The 21,941-nt window shown below is 46.8% G+C and carries 17 protein-coding genes and 1 tRNA gene; 10 read left to right on the top strand and 8 right to left on the bottom strand.

Annotated features, from left to right (window positions below; translation table 11 throughout):
* Positions 1 to 98: 98 nt before the first annotated feature.
* Positions 99 to 169 (bottom strand) — tRNA-Gln (locus tag BC792_RS06700).
* Between the two features lie 275 nt (positions 170 to 444).
* On the opposite strand from BC792_RS06700, the gene BC792_RS06695 reads away from it, so the two are divergent.
* From BC792_RS06695 to BC792_RS06650, 10 genes are all read left to right on the top strand, one after another.
* Positions 445 to 3,474 carry a protein O-mannosyl-transferase family gene (locus BC792_RS06695; RefSeq protein ID WP_148908211.1) on the top strand — a complete coding sequence of 1,010 codons (3,030 nt, stop codon included), beginning with the start codon at positions 445 to 447 and terminating at the stop codon, positions 3,472 to 3,474.
* 158 nt (positions 3,475 to 3,632) lie between these two features.
* Positions 3,633 to 4,184 carry a bifunctional pyr operon transcriptional regulator/uracil phosphoribosyltransferase PyrR gene (gene pyrR / locus BC792_RS06690; RefSeq protein WP_148908210.1) on the top strand — a complete coding sequence of 184 codons (552 nt, stop codon included), beginning with the start codon at positions 3,633 to 3,635 and terminating at the stop codon, positions 4,182 to 4,184.
* 126 nt (positions 4,185 to 4,310) lie between these two features.
* Positions 4,311 to 5,252: an aspartate carbamoyltransferase catalytic subunit gene (locus BC792_RS06685; RefSeq protein ID WP_148908209.1), complete on the top strand. Its 942-nt coding sequence runs from the start codon at positions 4,311 to 4,313 to the stop codon at positions 5,250 to 5,252.
* 217 nt (positions 5,253 to 5,469) lie between these two features.
* Positions 5,470 to 8,499 carry a tetratricopeptide repeat protein gene (locus tag BC792_RS06680; protein ID WP_148908208.1) on the top strand — a complete coding sequence of 1,010 codons (3,030 nt, stop codon included), beginning with the start codon at positions 5,470 to 5,472 and terminating at the stop codon, positions 8,497 to 8,499.
* 150 nt (positions 8,500 to 8,649) lie between these two features.
* Complete coding sequence (locus tag BC792_RS06675) at positions 8,650 to 10,368, top strand: TonB-dependent receptor (RefSeq protein WP_246154886.1); 1,719 nt, start codon at positions 8,650 to 8,652, stop codon at positions 10,366 to 10,368.
* A gap of 38 nt (positions 10,369 to 10,406) precedes the next feature.
* Positions 10,407 to 11,480: an HU domain-containing protein gene (locus tag BC792_RS06670; RefSeq protein ID WP_148908206.1), complete on the top strand. Its 1,074-nt coding sequence runs from the start codon at positions 10,407 to 10,409 to the stop codon at positions 11,478 to 11,480.
* 37 nt (positions 11,481 to 11,517) lie between these two features.
* Complete coding sequence (locus BC792_RS06665; protein WP_148908205.1) at positions 11,518 to 12,219, top strand: MotA/TolQ/ExbB proton channel family protein; 702 nt, start codon at positions 11,518 to 11,520, stop codon at positions 12,217 to 12,219.
* A gap of 70 nt (positions 12,220 to 12,289) precedes the next feature.
* Entirely contained in the window at positions 12,290 to 12,697 is a 408-nt protein-coding gene (locus BC792_RS06660) for an ExbD/TolR family protein (protein ID WP_148908204.1), read from the top strand.
* A 104-nt stretch (positions 12,698 to 12,801) separates the two neighbouring features.
* Positions 12,802 to 13,623 (top strand): energy transducer TonB, encoded by an 822-nt coding sequence (locus BC792_RS06655; RefSeq protein ID WP_148908203.1) that lies wholly within the window; start codon positions 12,802 to 12,804, stop codon positions 13,621 to 13,623.
* Complete coding sequence (locus BC792_RS06650) at positions 13,624 to 14,934, top strand: bifunctional folylpolyglutamate synthase/dihydrofolate synthase (RefSeq protein ID WP_317131708.1); 1,311 nt, start codon at positions 13,624 to 13,626, stop codon at positions 14,932 to 14,934.
* An 83-nt stretch (positions 14,935 to 15,017) separates the two neighbouring features.
* Here the strand turns inward: BC792_RS06650 and BC792_RS06645 are convergent, their stop codons facing one another.
* From BC792_RS06645 to rpsB, 7 genes are all read right to left on the bottom strand, one after another.
* Positions 15,018 to 15,761 (bottom strand): SDR family NAD(P)-dependent oxidoreductase, encoded by a 744-nt coding sequence (locus BC792_RS06645; RefSeq protein WP_148908202.1) that lies wholly within the window; start codon positions 15,759 to 15,761, stop codon positions 15,018 to 15,020.
* Between the two features lie 199 nt (positions 15,762 to 15,960).
* Positions 15,961 to 16,596, bottom strand: coding sequence for an alpha-ketoglutarate-dependent dioxygenase AlkB family protein (locus tag BC792_RS06640; RefSeq protein WP_317131707.1), 636 nt, complete (start codon positions 16,594 to 16,596; stop codon positions 15,961 to 15,963).
* Positions 16,577 to 17,440, bottom strand: coding sequence for a bifunctional transcriptional activator/DNA repair enzyme AdaA (locus BC792_RS06635; protein ID WP_211357486.1), 864 nt, complete (start codon positions 17,438 to 17,440; stop codon positions 16,577 to 16,579). The genes BC792_RS06640 and BC792_RS06635 overlap by 20 nt, the downstream gene beginning before the upstream one ends.
* Before the next feature lie 72 nt (positions 17,441 to 17,512).
* A complete protein-coding gene (locus BC792_RS06630) occupies positions 17,513 to 18,580 on the bottom strand; it encodes an AI-2E family transporter (RefSeq protein ID WP_148908201.1) in 1,068 nt (355 codons plus the stop codon).
* A gap of 324 nt (positions 18,581 to 18,904) precedes the next feature.
* Positions 18,905 to 19,999: an SGNH/GDSL hydrolase family protein gene (locus BC792_RS06625; RefSeq protein WP_148908200.1), complete on the bottom strand. Its 1,095-nt coding sequence runs from the start codon at positions 19,997 to 19,999 to the stop codon at positions 18,905 to 18,907.
* Between the two features lie 114 nt (positions 20,000 to 20,113).
* The gene (gene tsf / locus BC792_RS06620; protein WP_148908199.1) at positions 20,114 to 20,950 is read right to left on the bottom strand and encodes a translation elongation factor Ts; all 837 of its coding nucleotides are present in this window, start codon (positions 20,948 to 20,950) and stop codon (positions 20,114 to 20,116) included.
* Between the two features lie 172 nt (positions 20,951 to 21,122).
* Positions 21,123 to 21,929 (bottom strand): 30S ribosomal protein S2, encoded by an 807-nt coding sequence (gene rpsB / locus BC792_RS06615; RefSeq protein ID WP_148908198.1) that lies wholly within the window; start codon positions 21,927 to 21,929, stop codon positions 21,123 to 21,125.
* Positions 21,930 to 21,941 lie beyond the last annotated feature (12 nt).

Below are 21,941 nucleotides of genomic sequence, written 5' to 3'. Positions count from 1 at the left end.
AATGTTTCTGAAATCAAAATAGTTTTTATGTGCTATAAAAAGTTCAGACTGAACGGATTATAATGAAAAAAGGAGAGCGTTTTCTGCTCCCCTTTTTGTTGTCCCACCTGGATTCGAACCAAGACAAACAGAACCAAAATCTGTCGTACTACCATTATACTATGGGACACTCTTTTGTTGTCGTTCCAAGCGTTAGCTTGTTTTGACGATGCAAATATACGGCTGTTTTTATTTTCTGCAAAACTTTTTGTGCTAAAAAATGTATCTAATCTGATTTTCAGTGCGATATTTTTTGTTGTTGGCAGGGATAAAATGCAGGGGCCATATTTTGGACGAAGCGCCTATTTGCAACAAACTTCGTTAAAATGTGCAAATAATATTTAATAGTCGATTTGTATTCCTTATTTTCGAGCCATAAATTTAGGATAACCTTATCAAAATAGGATGAATTATAAAAAGATTAACGACCTTTTAGGCTGGATCTGCGCTATTGTTGCGACAGTTATCTATATTATGACCGTGGAACGTACAGTGAGTTGGTGGGATTGTGGCGAGTTTATCGCCTCGGCGTATAAGATGCAGATCGTGCACCAGCCCGGAGCACCGCTTTTTTTGATGGTTGAAAACGTATTCTCGAACCTCGCGCTGGGCGACCCTACAAAAATAGCGTTCTGGATGAATGTCGGCTCTGCCGTCTGTAGTGGTTTAACCATTCTTTTCCTGTTTTGGACAATTACGGCGCTCGCGCGTAAAGTGTTTGTAGGCAACGACCGGAATGCTGCGCTAAGTACGTTACAGATATTTATGATAATGGCTTCCGGTGCCGTTGGGGCACTGGCGTATGCCTTTACGGACACGTTTTGGTTTTCTGCCGTGGAAGCAGAAGTATATGCTATGTCGTCGCTTTGTACGGCCGTTGTGTTCTGGGCAATTTTGAAATGGGAAGTCCGTGCCGACGAGCCACAATCAGATCGGTGGCTTGTACTTATCGCCTACGTAATGGGCCTGTCCATCGGCGTACACCTCCTAAATTTACTGGTTATTCCTGCAATCGCCCTGGTTGTCTACTTCAGAAAGACGAAGCAAAGTACAGGCAGCGGTATCTTAAAAGCGCTGGGTATTGGGGTGGTTGTGTTAGGGGTTATCTTATGGGGAGTAATACAATACTCGATAAAACTGGCCGCTTATTTTGATCTTTTCTTCGTTAACTCGTTGGGTTTTGGTTTTGGATGGGGAGCTGCGGTATTTGCTATTTTGGTGATTGGCGGCTTGGCATATGGCATTATTCATTCTATCAAAAAAGCTAAGCCCCTGCTAAACATAGCATTGGTCAGTGCCGCTTTTATCCTTTTTGGATATAGTTCCTTCGCGATGATCCTCATCCGTGCGAAGGCCGATCCGACCCTGAACAATAGCGATCCGGATAACGCCTTCTCTTTCCTAAGCTATCTAAACCGCGAACAGTACGGAGATGAGCCCTTATTTAAAGGGCGCTTTTTCGATTCACGTCCCACGGGAGTGGAGGATGGGAAAAAGGTATACCGCAAAGATGGCGATAAATACGTCGTAGCCAAACGTAATCCGGTTTATACCTACGATAAGGAGACATTGTTCCCCCGCATCTATAGTGAGAAAGGTGGGCACCCCGACTACTATAGGGAATACCTCGGGCTTGGACCCAACGAGACGCCTACGTTTGCCGACAACCTGAAGTTCTTTTTTGGCTACCAGATCGGGCATATGTACGGACGTTATTTTTTATGGAACTTCGCCGGACGTCAAAACGATCAACAGGGGCATGGATCCTTTACCGAGGGTAACTGGATCAGCGGTATTACGCCGATTGATAACGCTATGCTGGGAGGACAGTATAAGCTTCCTTCTTCAGCGAAGACAGACCCTTCACGCAATACATATTTCTTCCTTCCGCTGATTCTCGGTATCCTGGGCGCCGTGTGGCATTTCGGAAAAAGGCAACGGGACGCCGGTGTGGTAGGACTGTTATTTTTCTTTACAGGCATAGCTATTGTGCTGTATCTAAACCAGACACCTTTGCAGCCCCGTGAAAGGGACTATGCATACGCGGGCTCTTTCTATGCATTCAGCATCTGGATCGGTCTTGGTCTCTTCGCCATTGCCGACTTCCTGACGAAGAAGATGAAGGCCAGAACCGCTGCCTATATAGCAACAGCAGTCGGAGTGGTCGCGGGTCCTGTTATTCTGATCGCACAGAACTACGACGATCACAACCGCTCAGAAAAGTCGCTGGCGCGGGACATGGCCCGAAATTATTTGGAATCTTGTGCTCCTAACGCCATCTTATTTAGCTATGGAGACAACGACACCTATCCGCTATGGTATGTTCAGGAAGTAGAAGGTTTCCGGACAGACGTGCGGGTAGTAAACCTCAGTCTCCTCAGTGCTGATTGGTATATGAAGCAGATGATGAAAAAGGTGAACGACGCAGATGCTTTGCCTATTCACATTGATCCGGAATTGATTAAAGATGGCGTCCGTGATGTAATCTACTACCAGGATTATAGCATTCCTAATCACGTGCCTGTTAAGGATCTATTGAATGTGATGCTTTCTGATAACCCGCAAAATAAGGTGCAGCTGCAAAGCGGCGAGTTTGTCAATCTGCTGCCAACCAAAAAGATGGAACTGGCGATAGACAAAAAGGCGGTTTTAGCCAATAACGTTGTACCTAAGGAATGGGAGTCGGCGGTTGTCGATACAATGCGGTGGACATACAGTCTTAATTATGTCAGCCGCGCGGAACTATCCATGCTGGCTATTTTGGCGAACAACAACTGGGAGCGTCCGATTTACTTTACCATTACTACACCCGAAGACAATTATATAGGGTTGGATCGCTACCTCGTGAGCGAAGGCTTCGCGTACCGCTTGATGCCGGTAGACTTCGGTCTTAAAGAAGGCGATCCTAGTTCGATAGAAAATGTCGAGCAGACGTACGATAATATAGTCAACAAATTTTCATGGGGTAACATCGGTAACGCTTCGTATGTAGATCCGGACTCCTATCGTTATATCAGCATGTATGTGGGGACCATTTATGGGCAGACGGCGCAACAGCTGCTTTCGGCAGGAGAAACTGATAAGGCCAAGAAGCTGGTGCTTAACGCTTACGACAACATGCCAAAACGGGCATATTTGATGTCGGAAGTCATGAGTTATGTGCCGTTGCTGGATGTTATGTACAAAGTGGGGGAGACAGCGAAAGCAAATGAGATCACGCGACGGAACCTGACATTCATCCGCGAGAATATGGCTTACTATGAAGCGGTCGCGGAGACGAAATCCAATCTGGAATATCGGAATATGAGATTCGGGCTGGCTTCTATACAACGTTACAAGCAGTTATTGGACGAGGTGGGACCGCCGGAACTCAAAAAGCAGTCGGACGAGCTCTTTAACGTTTATCGGCACTATTTCGAGCAAAGCGAACAGTAACATAAAAAAAGCAGTCTAAGGGCTGCTTTTTTTATGGCCGTCCGGCGATACAAGGCGTGGGATAGTGGGTGGGTCTTCTAACTACGAATTGCGAATTACGGGTGCATAAATTGCCTTTTTTGGAAAAAATACCGTAAGTTTGCCCAAATATTCCCATAATGAAACAGTCGATTTTATTAGAAGGAGCAAAATTTCAGATTACAATCAGGCGTTTATGTCAGCAGCTGATTGAAAACCACGGTGATTTTTCCAATGCCGTGCTAATCGGAATTCAGCCCAGAGGTACCTATTTGGCCGAGCGGATCCAAAAGGAAATCCAACGCATGACAGGTAAAGAGGTCCAGCTGGGTATTCTGGATATCACGTTCTATCGGGACGATTTCCGGATGAAAGGAGCTAGCCCGCTGACTGCGAACAGCACAGTTATCGATTTTATTGTCGACGGGAAGGATGTTGTGCTGATCGACGACGTTCTATGGACGGGCAGAACCATACGTTCGGCAATGGACGCCATGCAGGCCTTTGGACGTCCCGCGAAAATGGAACTGTTGGTGCTGGTAGACCGGCGATTCTCCCGCCAGATCCCTATTCAGCCCGATTACATCGGCATTCAGGTAGACTCCATCGATTCTCAAAAAGTTATTGTAAGCTGGCAGGAAGTTGATTCCGGTGACAGCATTGTGCTGGTCACGGAAAAGAAACTTCCCTAGCAGCCGCCGGCTGCAGCGATGCATCTCATTGCAGCACACGATGTGGCCCATATTGCCTTACCGACGGAACACGCATAATAGATAGTTTAGCAGAAAATACATAAAGCGCCAGAAAATCCGAATAGCATGTCAACAACAACCGAGCAGCTCAGTACGAAACATCTTTTAGGGATAAAAGACTTAAACGAGAATGATATCCAGTTGATTCTGGATACGGCGGCTAATTTTAAGGAGGTACTTAACCGTCCTATAAAAAAAGTGCCTTCGCTCCGCGATATAACTATAGCTAACGTTTTTTTCGAGAACTCAACCCGCACGCGTTTATCATTTGAGCTGGCGGAAAAGAGGCTTTCCGCAGATATCATTAACTTCGCCGCGTCCTCGTCCTCGGTTAGCAAGGGCGAAACGCTGATCGATACGGTCAATAACATTCTGGCCATGAAAGTAGACATGATCGTCATGCGCCACCCGTATGCCGGAGCCGGCGTGTTCCTGAGCCGACATGTCAACGCACAGATTGTTAATGCGGGCGACGGCGCGCATGAACATCCTACGCAGGCTCTATTGGACTCCTTTTCTATCCGCGAGCGTTTCGGCGATGTTGCGGGCCGGAAGGTGGCCATCATCGGAGATATCCTTCACTCGCGCGTCGCGTTATCCAATATCCTATGCCTGCAAAAGCAGGGGGCAGAAGTTATGGTGTGCGGACCAACGACTTTAATTCCAAAATATATAAAATCGCTGGGCGTCCGGGTGGAGCACGACCTATTGGCTGCGCTGCAGTGGTGTGATGTGGCCAATATGTTGCGTATTCAGCTTGAGCGGCAGGAGATAGCTTATTTTCCTTCCCTCCGCGAGTATACGATGCTGTACGGCCTGAACAAACAGCTATTAGACTCGTTGGATAAAGAGATTACAATCATGCACCCAGGGCCTATCAATAGGGGGGTCGAGATCACTTCCGACGTTGCCGACAGTAAACATGCGATCATCTTAGATCAAGTGGAAAACGGCGTGGCGGTGAGGATGGCTGTTCTATACCTTTTGGCTGGGCAACGGGGCGCGTAATCCTGTAACGAAATCGATAATTGTGCCCGACTATTTGAGTTGGGCATATTTTTTGGACAAAAACTACGTTATATAGTCAGTTATTAACAGGTGTTAAGAACTTTTGAGGAAAACCTGCAACTTTAGTTTTAATTTAGTATCCTGAAGTATAGCGCCTTTTTTAGAGCGATCTTCATAAAGTTAACGCGAAGATTTAGTTGTTGAATAATTCATCAGTATGAATAAGAAAATTTATGGTGTAAGTGTAGCATTGAGTTTAATGGGCTCGGCGTCTTTTGCCCAACAGACCGCTTGGCAGCAAATTAATAATGCGTATAAGTCAGGGATGGAACTGTTTGAGCGAGGCAAGTACAGCTCTGCGGCAAAGCAGTTTGATCGGGTAGAAGATATCCGGACAAAATCTACTTTGCAGCTGGACGAAACAGAGGAGCTGACGCTGATCAAGGAAAATGTCCGTTTCTATCAAGCAATATGTGCGTTGGAATTGGGCGACTCGGATGCGGAAAATCGTTTTCTAAAATACATTAAAGATTATCCTGCAAGCGCTAACTCTAAAGCCGCCTATTTCCAGATCGGTAAGTCTTATTACACAAAAAAGGATTATACGAAGGCGATCGAATGGTTCCAGAAAATCGATAGCCGCAACTTAGCGGGCGCGGAAAATACGGAATACCGGTTTAAGTTGGCCTACGCTCAGTTTATGACAGGCGATTATAAAGCTTCGAAGCCGGCGTTTGAACGCCTTAAGGACGAAAGGGGGCAATATCAGGAAGCATCGATCTACTATTATGCTTATCTCAGCTATCTCGATGCCGAGTATAAAACAGCGTTGAATGAATTTGAGCGCCTTGACGGCTCTAAAACGTATGAGACAAGTTATCCGTATTACGTAACGGCGCTTTATTTCCTCGATAAGAGATACGACGATGTGTTGAGTTATGCTTTGCCGATCTTGGAACGTACCAAACAGGAGAATGAAACGGAATTGTTCCGTATCGTGGCGGCTACCTATTTTATCAAGGGCGATCTCAAAAAGTCTAAGGAATTCTACGATAAATTTCAGGCACAAGATCAGGGAAAAACGCAGAACAACCAAGATAGCTATCAAATCGGGTATATAGCCTATAAACTGGGAGACTACCAAAAGGCAATTCAGGAGCTGGAAAAGCTGAGCGAGCCGGACGCATATTATCAAAGTGCAATGATCACGTTAGGAGATGCGTTTCTGAAAACAGGGAATAAGCAAAGCGCGCGTAACGCGTTCTTCCGTGCATCTAAATTGGATTTTGACCCTCAGCTCAAAGAGGAAGGTTTGTTTAACTACGCTAAACTGTCTTACGAGCTTGAGTTCCACCAGGTGGCATTAGACGCGACACAAGAATATCTCGATACATATCCCCGTTCTGCAAAGCAGGAAGAGGCCAAGACCTTACTAGCTGAGGTGCTATTGAGTACAAAAAATTATCGGGCAGCAGTCGATATTCTGGAGAGTATAGGAAAAAGAGGGAGGGAAGCCAACGCGGCCTATCAGAAGGTAACCTATTATAGAGGACTTGAGTTCTACAACGAGCGTGCGTTTGAGAATGCTATTTCGATGTTCATGCGTTCGGAAGCGCATCGATATGATGAGGAGATTTACGCACTCGCTACGTATTGGAAGGCGGAGGCGATGTATGAGGTGCGGAAATATGGCGAGGCAGTGACTAATTTCAACAAGTTCCTGCAGCTCCCAGCCGCCCGTAAAACTGATGTGTATAGCTATGCGAACTATGCCCTGGCCTATGCGGCGTTCCGAAACGACCGCTACAACACTGCTGCCAACTATTTTGAACGCTTTTTAGCTACAGGCGGTAAAGAAGGAATTGAAGTCAACACCAAAAATGACGCCATCGCAAGGCTTGCGGATTCTTACTTTGGGATGAAAAATTACGGACGCGCACTGGAGTACTACAACCGGTTGATCAGCTCAAAAGCGCCAAGTCAGGACTATGCGCTGTTCCAGCGGGGTATCATCCAGGGTTTACAAGGGGATAACGCAGGTAAGATAGCTACTTTGAATTCTGTTGTAAAACAGTATCCTAAATCGAACTATGCGGACGACGTGGCTTTCGAGGTGCCTTACACCTACTTCTTAATGGGCGACTACGACAGGGCAATAGCAGGACTGCAGGCCATGGTCGAGCAGTACCCTCGAAGCAGTTATGTGCCACGGGCGTTGGTAACCATCGGTCTGGTGCAGTATAACAAAGACGACAACGATGCCGCGCTGGCAACTTTCCAACGTGTCGTAGATCAATATGCTACAACAGATGAAGCCAAGCAGGCGCTTATATCGATCGAGAACATATACCTCGATAGAGGAGACGCTACCGGCTATATCCGTTATGCCACGAGCACCAATATTGGCGACCTAAGTACAGCGGAACAAGATGCGCACACGTTCAGTGTCGCGAAAACACTCTTTGATCGTGGAAACTATCAGGGAGCAGTTGAAGCGGTGAACGCTTATTTCGACAAGTTCCCTAAGCCTATTCAGGAGAAGCACGCCCGCTTTATCCGCGGCGAAAGCTACGCGCAGCTGGGCAAGGATCGGGAAGCATTGCATGATTTTAATATCATTATGAACGACTGGACCAGCGCTTATACGGAACAGACGCTGATCAGCGTTTCAAAGCTTCATTTAAGAAACAAAGCTTACAACGAGGCGGTTCAGGTTTTACGTAAACTGGAGTTGACATCCGAATATAAAGCAAACTATGGCTATGCAATCAACAACCTGCTTGTCAGTTATTTCAACATCGGGGACTATGTGGAGACGCAGAACTATGCCAAGCTCGTAAAAGAATATGAGAAATCTTCGGAAGAAGATATCGCACTTGCGCACCTTTATTCCGGCAAAGCCTATGCAGCGGCCAACAAAAGCGCCGAGGCATTAAAAGAGTTCAATCTTGCTGCGTTAAAAAGTAAGACGGTCACCGGAGCCGAGGCAAGATATCGTGTAGGCGAGCAGCAGCTTAAAGCCAAGCAATACGACAAGGCGATCGAGTCGGCCTTCGATATTTCCAACTCGTTCTCATCGTACGATTATTGGGTGGCTAAAGGCTTTATCCTGATGGCTGATGCTTATGCAGGTAAAGGAGATAAATTTCAGGCGAAGTCGACGTTGGAAAGCGTAATAGACAACTACGACAACGACAAAGACGACGTATTGAAAGAGGCGAAATCCCGTTTAGAAAAGCTGAAATAAGAAAGAAGAGTGATGGCCCGCGTCCGATACGATGGCGAGCGGCTGTCAGCAACTGAAAAAAATAATTAGATGAAACCTGCCATAGTCGACGTCCCCTGAAAAGAACAGCGAACGTGCAGGTTCCATTAGACCATTAAGAATAATTTTCTGATGAAATTGCATAAAACAGTATTTAAGAATTACGCGGTTGCTGCGTTGTTGTTCGGTTTAAGTATAGAGGCATATGCACAGACCGATCCGGAAAAGCCGGTGACTATTGATTCTTTTGATGTGGTCCGCGATTATAGGCCTATTCTTGCGGACGCCGTTAAGATCCGCCGCAGTCCGGATATGACCAACAAGCGTAGCTATATGCCTAAGCTTACTTACGGAAATATTCCGGATAAGAAGCTGGACATCAATACCGGTTTGAAAGAACTGAATGTACAGGAGACCCCGTTTTCACAGATGACGGATCAGCGAAGCAACTACGTCAAATTCGGATTGGGGAATTTTAATACCATTTTGGGAGAGGGATATTTTTCCTACGACGAGTACGAGGACCTGCGCGTTGGTGGTTTCGTGAAGCATCTTAACCAAAAAGGAAGTTTAGAAGCACAGCGGTTTTCCCGCCAGGAAGTAGGTGTTTTCGGTCGCCGTATCTTGCCTCACTTTACGGTGGATGGCTTGCTGGGGTATAACCGGTACGCGACTAATTTTTACGGAATTCCGTTTGCTGATGATGGAGTGACATCGTTAAATCCGGTTAAAGAGAAGCAGGCGTTTAATGACATCTATTTTACCGGTGAGTTAACCAGCAATTTTGATCCCAACAACGAAGATGCATTTACCTACTCGGCGAAATTGGATGCCTATTCGTTTAGTGATAAGTACGACGCAAAGGAAACCTCTTTTGCTATCTCGGCTTACCTAAATAAAAGGGTGAGGGCATTTAACATAGGGGCTAATCTAAGTGTCGACGTTAACAATGTGGATGGCACCAGCAATACATTTAATGGCGGAAAGACGAACAACTCGCTGGCCACACTGAATCCATATATCAGTTTCAAAGGTGATAACTATGCGGTGACGTTGGGCGCGAACTTTGTTCCGGAATTTGGCGACAGCAGCAGCTTCAACATTTTTCCGTCTGCAGAGATTGACTTTGCGTTAGCTCCCGAGTACCTTCATATTTTCGGGGGTGTTAACGGGGGTGTTAAAAAGGCTTCTTATCGCGAATTTGCCCGGCAGAACCCGTTTTTAGGTCCTAGTCTGGGAATACAGAACATGGTCGAGCGTTTAAACTTTTATGGCGGTATAAAGGGAAATGCAGGAGCGACATTCGGCTATAAAGTAAAGGCCATTTATCGGCAGCTCGAAGGAATGCCTCTGTTCGTCAATAGGCCATCGGCGCCTTTCCAGTTTGAAATGGTCTATGATGGAGACGGAGACAAAGCCGTTAAGCATGTGGGGCTGGAGGGCGAAATCAATGTGCGCCTCTCCGAGCTGGTGAATTTAGGCGGCCGTCTGAATATTGACCAATATACCTCGGCGCAGGAAGAGGAGGCTTGGCACACGCCGAAGCTACGTCTGGCGGCTAACGCACGCTTTAACATTTCCGAGAAGTTATATATAGATGCTGAAGGATTATTTCACGGTCTTTCTTACGCAAAAGACTGGGACGATGTCGCCGTTGGGCAGCCGCTTGGCTACAGAAGAGCCGAAGTGCCATCGTTTTTCGACCTGAGCGCCGGAGCAGAGTATAAGGCAACCAAGCAACTTGGCTTGTTTGTCAAAGCCAATAATATATTCAACAATGAGTATCAGACCTACCTTTACTATCCAAGGTTAGGGTTTAATATACTGGGAGGTTTAAATTTTTCATTTTAAACACAGAAGATCATAACTTTGCAGTTAATTAAAATAGGATGAATTTAGGGAAGAACGTTTATAATCTTTTAAAAAGGCAGTCGGAGGTCTACGTGCGTGGGTTAGGGTCGTTCAGGCGGAACCACACGCCGGCCACCTATGACGAAAAACGTCATGTCTATCTTCCTCCTATAAGTTATATTGACTTTGACCGGTCCAGCACGGTGGGGTATGAATTTGTTCAATATATACAACAACTTCATCTGCTCGAAAGGCAGGAAGCGGAAAGTCAGGTCGCCGAGGCCGTTGACGCTTTACTGCAGAAGGTCAGCGACGAGGGGCAGGCCAAACTGGATGACTTAGGCTATCTGGTTAGTTACGGCAATAGTTATGTGTTTAAAGCGTTAGATCTATCGGGGTTTAACTACGAACCGGTAGAAGCACCAGGCGATTTATTTGGTGCAACATCTGGAATGCCGGATGAAGACAATCTGGTGCCGGATGAACCGTCTTCGTCGGACACCATGCCGGAAGAAGAGCGCAAAGTTGTTCAAGAGCAGGGCGACCTGCCGGAGGAACAGCCTATCGCGGCGGAAATTATTGATCCGCAAACAGAAGAAGTGCCTGAAAAAGGGAAAGGAAACGCCGTTTGGTATGTGGTTACGGCTATTGTGGCGCTGGGCATTATGGCAGCACTCTATCTTGTTAATAGAGACCGTACGCTTCCCAAAACGGCGGATACGGCCGCTTTAGCTAAAGATACATTACACAGTCGGACGGATACCTTGGAGAATACGCTACCCTCGGACACATCGGCCCGACAGGATTCGCTGGCACAACAGGTAGTGGATAGCAGTAGCGTAACAGTAAACGATAAAAAGGAGCTTATTCCAGCCCACCATACGTGGCAGATTGTCATCGGATCGCATAAGACCCTGGCTCAAGCGTATGAACAGGCAGAATCATATAACAAAGCGGGGTATCCTCATGTACGGGTTATCCCCAGCAACCTGGCGAAAAATCGAAAAAAAGTAATTTGGGATTCTTACGAAACCAAGGAACAGGTAGATTCCGCCCTGATATACGTGCAGAAGCATATTATCAAAGATGCTTGGCCGGATAAGATTAGATAATAAGTAAATAACCTGATAACAAATATATTACAAGATTATGTCATTCATGCAAGACAATTTAACGGTGGATTCTTTGAACACAGTTCAACAGCAAGCAGTAACGTTGGCAACAACCGATGAGAATTTAAATCTGATCCAGTTGTTGATGAAGGGAGGTTGGATTATGATTCCAATCGTTTTTCTTTTATTCTTGGCTTTAGTTATCTTTTTTGAGCGGTATATTACGATTCGGAAAGCGTCTAAAGCTGATTCAGGTTTAATGTCGCAGATTAAAAGTAACGTGATGTCCGGTCGGTTAGAGGCTGCTATCGCGGTTTGTCGGTCAAGCAATTCGGCCTTAGCACGGATGTTACAGAAGGGCCTGTCGCGGGTGGGCCGCCCTATAAAGGATATCGAGGGCGCTATTGAAAATGCGGGTAAGCTTGAAGTCTCCAAGCTGGAAAAGAACATCAACATACTGGGGATTGTTGCCGGTATAGCGCCGATGCTTGGTTTCGTCGGAACGATTTTTGGAGTTATCCAGATCTTCCGCGACGTGGAAGTGGCCGGAGGTATCGACATTGGATCGGTATCCGGAGGTCTGTACGTGAAAATGATTGCTTCGGCCAGCGGATTGACGGTCGGTATCTTGGCGTACATCGGCTACCACGTGCTAAACATGATGGTGGAACGTTTAATATTGCGTATGGAAACGGACGCTGTTGAGTTTATCGATCTGTTGGACGAGCCCGGGGTTTAAAGATTTAGCATTGGAAACTATCAGGATTGAAGAGTCTTAGCTTTTTGATTTTGAACTTTTAATTTGGAAGATGAACTTAAGAAATAGACGACATAAACCGACCGCCGAGGTACACACTGCTGCGCTGAATGATATCATGTTCTTTTTGATGTTGTTCTTTTTGTTGGCATCTGCTGTTGCCAATCCACAAGTAGTCAAGTTGTTGTTACCGAAGTCAAGTGCGGGGGAGCAGTCGGTTGCCAAGAAAACGATGACCGTTTCTATTACGGCAGATCTGCAGTACCATGTGGATAAGCAAACGGTATCTTTGGACCAGCTGGAGCCCGTGATCCAAAGTCAGATCGCCGGTGGTGAGGAACTCACCATCATGTTATATGCGGACAGCTCTGTTCCAATCCAAAACGTGATTTCAGTGATGGACGTGGCGAACAGGAACAAAGTGAAGTTGGTACTGGCTACAGAGCCTAAGAAAGACTAGTTGTTAAAGAAACTGCCGTTAAACGTCGGCGCGCAGGCGCTGTCTAGCGGTGAAAGGGCTTTCGGGCTCTTCTTTTATAATGTTGATTTTAAATTTTAAAAAGCATGTACTACCAGTCGCAAGAGGAAAATAATATGCCGAAGGCCCTAGGCCTGTCTACGGCCGTGATGGGGATTTTGGTTCTGATTGGCTTTTTTATTGTTTTTGGCGGAGATGTTCCCCGTTATGGTATGGGTGGGATAATCGTAAATTATGGAACGGCAGAAGAGGGAATGGGCGACGACTACATGAGTGTGGACGAGCCTTCGATGGACGAGAATGCCAACAACGTGAAACCCGACAAGATCGACCCGACGACGACTCCGGTGCCGACGCCTTCGCAGCAGGTGGCAGACAAAGTAGTTGCTACGCAAGACATGGAAGAGGCGCCGGCGGTGCCGAAAAATGAAAAGCCCGTTAAAGCCAATGCTGATGTTTCTACGGTAGAAAAGAAGGACGCAAAGCCAGCTGTAAATCCAAATGCATTATATAAAGGCAAGAAGAACAATGCTGTAGGAACCGGCGATGGTACGGGAACGACGGCCGGAAACCAAGGTAGTAAGCTCGGCGACCCGCTGGCGAGCAACTACGGCGAAGGAGGTTCGGGCGACGGCAACATGATGCTGACCATTGCGAACAGACGCTTTGAAGTTCCGCCGCGGATAGAGGACGATGGTCAACAGGCTGGCCGCGTGGCTGTCGAGTTCAAAGTGAACAGGAGCGGCGTGGTCACGTACGCGCGTGCAGGGGTCAAAGGAACGACAATATCCAGCCGCACATTGCTGGAAAAATGCGAGCGTGCAGTTATGGGTGCCCGCCTAAACCAGCTTCCAAACGCTCCGGACTCCCAGACGGGCGTCATCGTTTTCAACTTCAAGTTAAGGTAAATGATGAAAACATATGATGAGGTAATCGAGTATCTTTTCGCTCGGTTGCCCATGTTTACACGCGACGGATCAAGCGCGTTTAAGAAGGATTTACACAACACCATTGAGCTATGTAAAGCCCTTGGTAATCCCCATCACAAATTCAAGTCTATTCATGTCGCCGGCACAAACGGCAAGGGATCGACGTCGCATATGTTGGCTTCTATTTTTTCCGCTGCCGGTTATAAGACAGGGCTTTACACGTCGCCACATCTGGTCGACTTCAGGGAGCGCATACGGGTAAACGGCGCGATGATTTCGCAGGACCAGGTGATCGCATTTGTCAATACACATAAAGAACTTATAGAGAGTGTCGAGCCGTCCTTTTTTGAGGTGACGGTGGCATTGGCGTTTGATTGTTTTGCGAAGGAGGACGTGGATATAGCCATCGTAGAGGTTGGGTTAGGCGGACGTCTGGACAGCACAAATGTCATCGTGCCAGAACTGTCTGTCATCACAAACATCGGCATGGACCATATGAATATGCTGGGAAATACGTTGGCAGAAATCGCTTCCGAGAAAGCTGGGATCATGAAGTGCAACGTTCCGGCTGTTGTCTCCGAGCGCAATGAAACCATCGCGCATATCTTCGAAGATAAAGCGAAAGAAATGGAGGTTTCATTGCGGTTTGCAACGGACGAACGGCGGGCTGTTGAAGCCAGCCGGACAGGAGAAGGTCTACTCGTACGGGTAGAGGATCTATCCACGGGACGAATCGAGGAGTGGGAAATGGCCCTTTCGGGACTTTATCAGCAAAAAAACTTACTGGGAGTTTTGACGGCCGTCGATGTAATGCGTCTGCGGGGTTGGTCGATCGCTGACGCCCATGTACGGGAAGGCTTGCAGACCGTCAAAGCGCGAACGGGACTTCAGGGACGCTGGCAGACACTAGCCACAGACCCGTGGACAATATGTGATACGGGACACAACGAAGACGGTATTCGCGAAGTAGTAGCCAACCTGCAACAGCTAACGTATAATAGCCTTCATATCATCATCGGCGCCATGCGCGACAAAGATTTAGCGCATATGCTGCCCCAACTGCCCAAAGACGCGGTTTACTATTTCAGCAGCCCGGATATGCCGCGGGCGATGTCGTCTGAAGACCTTCAAGCTGCGGCATCCGACTACCGTTTATCCGGCGATGCCTATAACTCGGTTTTGGAAGCGCTGACCGCCGCAAGATCAGCGTATACCAACGGAGACCTTATCTTTGTGGGCGGCAGCACCTTCGTGGTGGCTGAAGTGCTGAAAGAGCATACGAGCGCGTAATAAGATTATGCGCTCATAAAGTTTTTCGTGTTCCGCGCCCCCGCTCTTTCCCTTGCTGTCGCACTATAGCTTTCCGCCGCAACCTATTTCGCTAAGTATCCGCCATCTACGGGGTAGTAACTGCCCGTAACAAAGCTGGACTTATCGGAAGCTAACCACAATGCCAGTTCAGCCACCTCTTCCGGCTTTCCTAATCTTTGCATGGCGTGCTGTGAAGCTAAGTATTGTTGTGTTTCTTCGTCAAGATTGTCGTCGATTAAAGGCGTGGATATAAATCCAGGGCCAATGGCATTAATGCGGACGCCCCGGGCACCATATTCCCACGCGGCTGATTTCGTAAGGCCGACGACGCCGTGCTTCGCGGCTACGTACGCGGAAGACTGTGCAAATCCCACGCTGCCTAATATAGAAGCCATGTTGATGATAGATCCGCCAACCTTTTCGATTTCCGGCAGCTGGTAATGCATTCCATAGAATACACCATTAAGGTTTATCGCAATAACTTTGTTCCATGAGTCTATGGGATAGTCGCCTACAGTGGCTGCGGCCCCTCCGATGCCGGCGTTGTTCACGGCGATATGTAAGGCACCGAAGTTTTCTATAGCGGCATCTACAATCTTTTTATTATCCTCGGGAGATGAAGCGTCGGCTTTGATGAACACTATATTTCCATCGCCGTCGCCATTGACCATTTCATGGCCCAGCTTTTCATTCAGATCGGCGACCACCACTTTTGCTCCTGCTTTTATGAACGTTTCTACAATCGCTTTGCCAATCCCGGATGCTCCACCGGTTACAAGAGCCACCTTGTTTTCTAGCTTTTTCATATGTGTCGTTATTGATTCGTGTTGTTAATCGTATTGATGAGAGCACTTCGTGTACGCCCTGATCTATACAAGCTACGAAAAAACGCGCCGAAAACACGTGCTGTTCGGTCCGGACGCGGTAAGATGATTGAAAACTAACAAATATCGAACCTTGTGACAATTTTTTGATATTCAGGGTTTTGTTGGAAGGAGGCCCTGTTTATGCAGGCGTATCAACGTTCGATGCCATAATTGTTCTGAATGTAAGGTTGATCCGCGGTGTTGTAACCTTTGTGGCCGGGGGGAGGCGATGTAACCAATGGTCCTGTGTCTGATCTTTCATCACCAAAAGGCTGCCGTGCTCAAGCTGCAGATATACTGTTTCTTTGGTTGTCTTATGCTTAAAGCCGAACCGGCGTTCTGCACCGAACGTGACAGAAGCGATCGCGCCATGCTTTTTGAGATCTTTTTCGCCGTCGCTATGCCAGGCCATACCTTCTGATCCATCGTGATAGAGATTGCATAGGCAGGAGTTAAAGCGCTCACCGGACAGGTCTTCAACCTGGCGTTTGATTGCCAGGAGGAGTGGATGCCAGAGGCTGGCACGTTTTAATATGCCGGAGTACGTATAGCTGAAAGGTTGGTCTCCATACCAGGCTACTTTGCGTTTGGTAACAATGTGTTTGCCGAAGATGATCGCCTCATCATGCTGCCAATCGAGCGCTGCTAACAGTTGTGTGTAGTAGTCGTCAGCCTCGTCGCGGGTGAAGATTCTGCCATAATAGTTTACGGTACCGTCCTGCGGGAGGTAGTTTTTGCCGGAGTCGGCCTTCTGATCAAAGAGTTCCATCTTCATTGTTTAGTGTTAAAGCACTTTCCCACGCTATGAGCGCTTTTTTACGTACCGTTCCCCACCGATATCCGCCCAGCACGCCGGACGTCTGAATGACGCGATGGCAGGGGATGAGATAGGCTATAGGGTTGCTGCCAATGGCGTTGCCAACTGCCCGTGACGCGCGCTTATGATGAAGAGTCTCGGCCACCTGCTGATAACTGGCGAGCTTGCCGGCAGGGATCTTTAGCAAGGCTTCCCATACCTTTAGCTGGAAAGTTGTTCCGCGGAGATGAAGTTTAATTTCCTGCAGGTTATCCCAATCTTTGTTAAAGAAGGTAAGCACGGCCTGATGCATTCCCTCCTCCTTATGGGCAAACGAAGCGTTAGGATACTTGACCCGTAGTTGCCGTAATGCTTCGCCCGCATCATCTTCAAATGCGACGGCACAGATACCTTTCTCCGTAGAAGCAATAAGTGTGTTGCCGAATGGGGTAGGGTAGTAGGCGTAGGTTAGATTTAGGCTCCGTCCGCCATGTTTATATTCGGCAGGTGTCATGCCCTCGATCTTAATGAAAAGATCATGCAGTCTGCTCGTGCTCGACAGTCCCGTGTCGAAAGCTGCTTCAAACAGGCTGTTTTTTCCTTCCGACAGAAGCATCTTGGCGTGTTGCAATGTGATATACTGTAGAAATTTCTTTGGACTTGTACCGGCCCATTCCTGAAACATCCGTTGGAAATGCTCCGGACTGATATGCACGTGCCCCGCTATATCCGACAGTGAAGGCTGCTCTTTGAAATGCTGCTGGACAAAGGCGATAGCAGAAGCTATGCGCTCATAATTAACCATATGTTGTAGCTTTTCCATATTCAAAGGTCGCTTTTAGCCAGCTTAAATAAAATCCATTTCTTGCTGAAAAGCAGAAAGTGCACGGGGGGGCTATGCTTCCAGGTCATCTTCAGGGTGCTCAATGGCATTTCTGACAACCCCTTTTCCGTATTCCTGGCTATACACTTTAATGAGGACACCAATCGACGAAAGAATCAGGGGGCCGAATATCAGACCAAGCATGCCGAACATATTAAGGCCCAGTAATACCCCAAAGACCGTAATCATGGGAGGAACGTTCCCGATAGTCTTCAAAATAGTGAACCGTAATACGTTGTCTATACCTCCAACAAGGATAAAACAATAAATAAATAGTCCGACAGCATTACCTGTCTGCCCCGCGGCCAGTGTGATGGCGCAGATGGGAATATAGATGGTCATCGTTCCCAGAATAGGCACAATAGACGATATTCCGGTAAGCAGGCCAAGTAGTACGAAGTTTTCAATGCCGAATATCCAATAGCCGATCATGGCGACAATACCCTGGCAAAATCCCAATATAGGAATCCCAATTGCATTCGATCGGACCATTAGATTCACCTCGTCCCAAATTTCCCGTTTGCTTTCGCGGCTGAAAGGGAGTGCTCTGTAGAGGGTTGCTTCCATACGTTTGGCATGTACCTGCATAAAGTAAAGGACGAAGAAGGTAACTATGATGTTTACGGCGACTTCCGCCACAGAGTTAATGATGTTGGGGACATAACGGGTCAGGCGTTGTAGAAAACCGAGCAGCGCCGTGTCGGACATGTCAATATCTTTTAAAAAAGGCTTATCGCTCATGTACGTCTTCAGCGTATTGAACTTGGCGACGATTTCTTCCTTGTTTTCGAGGGAATGATTTATCTGGGGTACCAGGTAGTCTATCAAAGCCCAAATGGGAAGGACGATAAAAATAATCGAAAGGATGATAAACAGGCCGCTGGTCAGCGAACGGTTCCAGCGTCTGATCTCTGTCAGACGGAAGTAGGATTTCCGGAAGAGGATATACAGTGTGGTGGCACCTAAGAATCCCGGTAGATAATAAAGAAGATTCTTAAAAACCAATATACAGATCAGGATGATGATAATAATCAGCATCACTTGGTTGATAGAATTGTTATTGATTTGTTTGTATTTCATGACGTGCCCTTGGTGGGGCCAAAATAAGGATTTTGTTGGGTTAAAAAAACGGACGGATTCAAGTTAATTGTCAATTTTTCTTCACGTGACGGCCGTTGATCATATTTATGCTTTTATGGCTGCTATCAAAACCTGGATATGTATTTCGGGAGAAGAATTAATGAACGTCGTCACCGTAGGAGGAACTCGGGGCGATGTCGCGGACGCCTTCTTCTTCGTGTAAAGTTGGCATTCCCGAGAACATAGCACGGGAGGGACTCCACGGGCTCTTTCGTGTAGGCGGTCCGTAGGCCAGCAGGCACCTACGGACCGCAAGAAACCTTTTTAGAGTTCCGCTTTGCCGGTTTTTAATATCGACTCCATTTTTGGTTGGATGATGTCTACCATCCTTTCGAAACCGACATCTGTAGGGTGCGTACCGTCAACGGTGCCTTCAGTATCGTCACCGATCAGGTGGTCTGTCGCGATATAATGCAGGTTTTTATACCCCGCCGCCAACAGCCGCTCATATTCTTTCCTGAAGTTTGCGTTCTGGTCGGCGAGTCGCTGTTTCCTCTGCATATTGTAGTTGCCCACCTGTCGGGTGATACTTTCGATAAGCAATATCGGAACGTTCGGATGAGCCTGACGGAGACGTTGAACGAACGCAAAGGTGCGATCGGCCACCTGTTGGGGGCTGCTATTTGGAACACAGTCCATAACGATCAAATCGGGCGCGTCTATGTCGTTAAGCATATCGGCGACAGCCGGTTCCATACGTGCGCTGCCGCTTACACCAAGGTTGACCACGTTGGCATTTAGTTTTCGGCTCAGCTTGGCTGGATAGGCAAGTCCGGGACGGCTTGCCGAGGCGCCGTGTACGATGCTTGAACCATAAACAACAACTTTTTTATCAAAAGACTGTGTGATTGGTTCGAACGACGCTCCCTCGTCAATCAACAGTTTGAAGTCGACCAGTTCCTTGTACAGCGGAAAGTATAGCAAAAACTCTTTTTCCGTGTTTTCCATGTGCTCTACCATCGTCGAGGTGCTTATCGCACTGTCTAGATCCGGACGGGCTACGCCGGCGAAGTGCCATCCATCGCTCTCTTTGACATAAACGTCAAAACCGCGGGACATGATTGGGGTAGCGTTGTTGCCCAACTCCGCATCTACCGTTTCCCATGCGATCGAAAGCTTGGTGGTATTGCTTTTAAACGAGGTAAAGAGACCGGCGGAATGCGTATACAGTTTTTTTACTGCGGGCGGCAGATTCCGGTATTTCGTGGTGTCTACACGGTGAAAACGCGGAGCCGACGAGAAAGCCCTCCCCTGAACAGGGAGTCGCGAACTGAGAATGGTCTGTTGAGCCGAGGCTGCGTAGATGGAAAGGCCAAAGAATATGACGCTTACTATCTGGATAAGGTTTGTTTTTTTCATGCGGTATATGTTTTATCAAAGCTAGAAAAAACATCCGAATAAAATAAAGCCCGTCTGCAGGACGGGCTTTAGAAAAAAGGTTTTACCTTCGTATAGGTTTGAGAATGCTTAAGATTAAGCGCCTAATTGTACACGTTTGAAGGCAGTGACAGTCAATCCTTTAGATACTGAATCCAAGAACTGTGCGATATTTTTCGAAGAGTCCTTAACAAATTCCTGATTTAATAAAGTAGACTCTTTATAGAATTTGTTCAATTTTCCAGCGGCGATTTTTTCAACCATTTCTTCTGGTTTACCTTCCGCGCGGATCTGCTCTTTTGCAATCTCAAGCTCGCGCTCGATGGTATGTGCATCTACACCGTCTTTGTCGATAGCTACAGGGTTCATAGCTGCGATCTGCATAGCTACGTCCTTACCAGCCTCGTCTGCACCCGCAGCGTCAGCTGAAAGACCAACCAACACACCTAGACGGTAGTTACCGTGGATGTATGCGACAACTTTCTCGGCCGAGATCGTTTCATATTTAGAAACGTCGATCTTTTCGCCGATAACACCGGTTTGTTCGATCAATGCGTCAGCGATTTTTTTACCGTCAACTTCCAATGATTTTAAATCGTCAAGAGAAGCAGGTTTGTTTGCTAATGCTACTTCTGCAATTTTCTCAGCAAAAGCGATGAAATCAGCATTTTTAGCTACGAAGTCTGTTTCGCAGTTTACTTCAACCACAATACCTGATTTAGCATCAGCTGTAGCTTTAGCAATGATCACACCTTCGTTAGAATCACGGTCCTGACGGCTAGCGGCTACTTTAGCTCCTTTTTTACGAAGGTAGTCAACAGCAGCTTCAAAATCACCGTTAGCTTCTACTAACGCTTTTTTACAATCCATCATACCGGCGCCAGTTTGTTGACGCAATTTGTTTACATCTGATGCAGAAATTTGTACTGACATGTTTTATTTCTTTAAAAAATTTTACAATCCGAAGCGTACAAGTATAGCATTTAAGCACTACTTGGACATTAACTTTTTGTTAAATAACAAAAAACCGGACAAACGTATGCTGGCGCTCCGAAGCTAAGCTTCAAAAATGCTAACACTTGTTTATCCGGTTTAATACAGAATATTATTCTCCGTCTTTCGCTTTACGAGGGCGTTTTCCAGCGTTAGCTTCAGCAGCGTCTCCGCTATCTACTGCAGCTTTAGCGGCAGCAGCTTCTTTTTCAGCTTCCTCTTCTTTATCACGTTTACGCTCTTCCAAACCTTCTTGAATAGCTTTTCCGATAATTCCAGCGATTAAGCTAATTGATTTTGTAGCGTCATCGTTAGCTGGGATTGGGAAATCGATGTTTGAAGGGTCAGAGTTTGTATCTACCATTGCAAAGGTAGGGATGTTCAATTTGATTGCTTCGGCAACAGCGATGTGTTCTTTTTTCACGTCGATGATGAACAAAGCAGCCGGTAAACGGTTCAGGTCAGCAATACCTCCTAAAAGGTTTTCTAACTTTACGCGTTCACGTTGAATCATCAATTTCTCCTTTTTCGACAATACGTCGTAAGTACCGTCTTTTTGCATTTTGTCGATGTTCGACATCTTCTTGATAGACTTACGCACTGTTGCGAAGTTTGTAAGCATACCGCCTAACCAACGCTCTGTAACGAAAGGCATATTTACCTCTTTCGCTTGTTGAGCGATGATTTCTTTTGCTTGTTTTTTCGTAGCTACGAATAAAACTTTACGACCTGATTTTACGATTTGTTTGATAGCAGAAGCAGCTTCTTCTAATTTCGTAAGGGTTTTGTTCAAGTCGATAATATGGATACCGTTGCGTTCCATGAAAATGTACTTCGCCATTTTCGGATCCCATTTACGTGTAAGGTGACCAAAGTGCACACCTGCATCCAATAGTTCTTGATAAGTTGTTCTTGCCATTTTTTGATCCTC

This window comes from Sphingobacterium allocomposti (assembly GCF_008124885.1).
Classification (GTDB): domain Bacteria; phylum Bacteroidota; class Bacteroidia; order Sphingobacteriales; family Sphingobacteriaceae; genus Sphingobacterium; species Sphingobacterium allocomposti.
The sequence above is the reverse complement of the archived record's forward strand: the minus strand, read 5'-3'. Positions and strand labels throughout refer to the sequence as shown.

Excerpts from the sequence above, each read along its gene's own strand:
- BC792_RS06695 (WP_148908211.1), top strand. The coding sequence starts at position 445 with ATGAATTATAAAAAGATTAACGACCTTTTAGGCTGGATCTGCGCTATT.
- pyrR (WP_148908210.1), top strand. The coding sequence starts at position 3,633 with ATGAAACAGTCGATTTTATTAGAAGGAGCAAAATTTCAGATTACAATC.
- BC792_RS06685 (WP_148908209.1), top strand. The coding sequence starts at position 4,311 with ATGTCAACAACAACCGAGCAGCTCAGTACGAAACATCTTTTAGGGATA.
- BC792_RS06680 (WP_148908208.1), top strand. The coding sequence starts at position 5,470 with ATGAATAAGAAAATTTATGGTGTAAGTGTAGCATTGAGTTTAATGGGC.
- BC792_RS06675 (WP_246154886.1), top strand. The coding sequence starts at position 8,650 with ATGAAATTGCATAAAACAGTATTTAAGAATTACGCGGTTGCTGCGTTG.
- BC792_RS06670 (WP_148908206.1), top strand. The coding sequence starts at position 10,407 with ATGAATTTAGGGAAGAACGTTTATAATCTTTTAAAAAGGCAGTCGGAG.
- BC792_RS06665 (WP_148908205.1), top strand. The coding sequence starts at position 11,518 with ATGTCATTCATGCAAGACAATTTAACGGTGGATTCTTTGAACACAGTT.
- BC792_RS06660 (WP_148908204.1), top strand. The coding sequence starts at position 12,290 with ATGAACTTAAGAAATAGACGACATAAACCGACCGCCGAGGTACACACT.
- BC792_RS06655 (WP_148908203.1), top strand. The coding sequence starts at position 12,802 with ATGTACTACCAGTCGCAAGAGGAAAATAATATGCCGAAGGCCCTAGGC.
- BC792_RS06650 (WP_317131708.1), top strand. The coding sequence starts at position 13,624 with ATGATGAAAACATATGATGAGGTAATCGAGTATCTTTTCGCTCGGTTG.
- BC792_RS06645 (WP_148908202.1), bottom strand. The coding sequence starts at position 15,761 with ATGAAAAAGCTAGAAAACAAGGTGGCTCTTGTAACCGGTGGAGCATCC.
- BC792_RS06640 (WP_317131707.1), bottom strand. The coding sequence starts at position 16,596 with ATGAAGATGGAACTCTTTGATCAGAAGGCCGACTCCGGCAAAAACTAC.
- BC792_RS06635 (WP_211357486.1), bottom strand. The coding sequence starts at position 17,440 with ATGGAAAAGCTACAACATATGGTTAATTATGAGCGCATAGCTTCTGCT.
- BC792_RS06630 (WP_148908201.1), bottom strand. The coding sequence starts at position 18,580 with ATGAAATACAAACAAATCAATAACAATTCTATCAACCAAGTGATGCTG.
- BC792_RS06625 (WP_148908200.1), bottom strand. The coding sequence starts at position 19,999 with ATGAAAAAAACAAACCTTATCCAGATAGTAAGCGTCATATTCTTTGGC.
- tsf (WP_148908199.1), bottom strand. The coding sequence starts at position 20,950 with ATGTCAGTACAAATTTCTGCATCAGATGTAAACAAATTGCGTCAACAA.
- rpsB (WP_148908198.1), bottom strand. The coding sequence starts at position 21,929 with ATGGCAAGAACAACTTATCAAGAACTATTGGATGCAGGTGTGCACTTT.